Genomic DNA, 1,635 nt, shown 5'->3' with positions numbered 1-1,635 from the left:
GAAGCCGGGCTATCGGAAGTACTGACCGATTGGCAGGCAGGTTTCTCCATGACCGAAGGGCCTTTGTTCCAGTTCGGTTATTTGCACGGTTATGCGGATGGTAGTGCCCGTATCTATATGGCCCTGCACCATTTGATCGTCGATGCGGTGAGCTGGCGTATTTTAACGGCGGATCTGGAGCGTTTGTACAGCGGTGGCGTATTGCCCCCCAAAGGGAGCAGTTACCGACAATGGGTGTCCAAGATCGGCGAGTACGGTTCCTTATATGCTAAAGAGTCGAATTATTGGTCGGCCCAGCTATCCGACCTTCCCGACTATGATGTGTTACGGGTGTCTAAAGAGAAAACGAAGACCCTAAAACTGACCAAGGCCCAGACCGTTTCGCTGTTGCAACATTGTCCCAAGGCATACCGTACGGAAATAAACGATCTGTTGTTAACGGCCCTGGGCAGGGCCTTGTCAAATCTAACGGATAGTGAAGTTGCGGGCCTAACGCTCGAGGGCCATGGCCGGGAACTGTTGTTCGATCAGATCGACCATAGCAATACCTTGGGTTGGTATACCAGTGTGTTCCCGGTACGTTTGTCACTTAGTGGCGATCTGTCCCTTGATATCCGTTCGGTCAAGGAAGAATTGCGTAGTATCCCCAACAAGGGTATCGGTTTCGGTAGTTTCGCTGTGTCGGACACAACCGACTATGGTTTTTCGGACCTGCCCAATGTCAGCTTCAATTATCTGGGGCAGTTCGATGGTGAGGAGTCCGTTACGGATTGGCAACTGGTCTCCGAGCCCAGTGGGGAGGAGGTATCCCCTAAAAACAGGGACCACAACATCATCGATATCAATGGCGGTGTCGCCGATGGGGTACTGCAATTTTCGTTGGTCACGTACCTGAGCGCTGATGATACGAAAGCTTTGGCTTCTGTTTTCAAGGACACCCTTGTGGAGATCATAGAACATTGCGAGCGTCGTCTATCGGAAACGGGAAGTTGGTATACGCCGAGCGATTTTTCCTATGCGGCCATCGGCATGCCCCTGCTCGACCGCTTGCAAAGCGAAGCCTTGGCAAACGATAATGGCATAGCGGCCATTTATCCCGCCAATAGCCTGCAACAAGGCTTTTTGTTCCACGCCATAGAGCAACCTGAGGACGATGCCTATCGTGAGCAATTGTTGTTGGATTATGATATGCAGCTCAATGTATCCCATTACTTACGGGCATGGGAACATTGTATCGCGAAGTACCCTATACTGAGGACTGGCTTTAATTGGGAACAAGTGCTGTTACAGGTCATCTATACCAAAGGGGTACTCTCCCACACCTATCACGACCTTTCGGGATCTGCCGACCAAAAAGAAATCGATGCCCGTATCGCCTCGATACAGGAAGCGGATCGAAAGGTAGGTTTCAACATGGAAGGGCCGACCTTGCTCAGGCTGCACATCATCAAGCAAAGGGAAGACAAATACACGATTCTAAAGAGCGAGCACCACAGTATCTCCGATGGGTGGAGCTTGCCTATCCTGATAGGTCAGGTACATGAATATTATGAACGGCTGGTTCAAGGAGGTTCTATCGAAGTAGAAGAGGATACCGTCTATGGGCAGGTACAGGAGTATATCCAAGAGCATCGA

1 protein-coding gene is annotated in these 1,635 nt (G+C 50.7%); it reads left to right on the top strand.

All coding sequences use genetic code 11. From position 1 onward, the window contains the following. A partial coding sequence (locus ACRD7P_RS20855) for a condensation domain-containing protein (RefSeq protein ID WP_430909733.1) occupies positions 1 to 1,635 on the top strand: 1,635 nt, incomplete at both ends.

The sequence above is a fragment of the Maribacter sp. 2-571 genome (assembly GCF_050589625.1).
In the GTDB taxonomy this organism is placed as follows: Bacteria; Bacteroidota; Bacteroidia; order Flavobacteriales; family Flavobacteriaceae; genus Pelagihabitans.
This window is presented reverse-complemented; position numbering and strand designations above follow the sequence as displayed.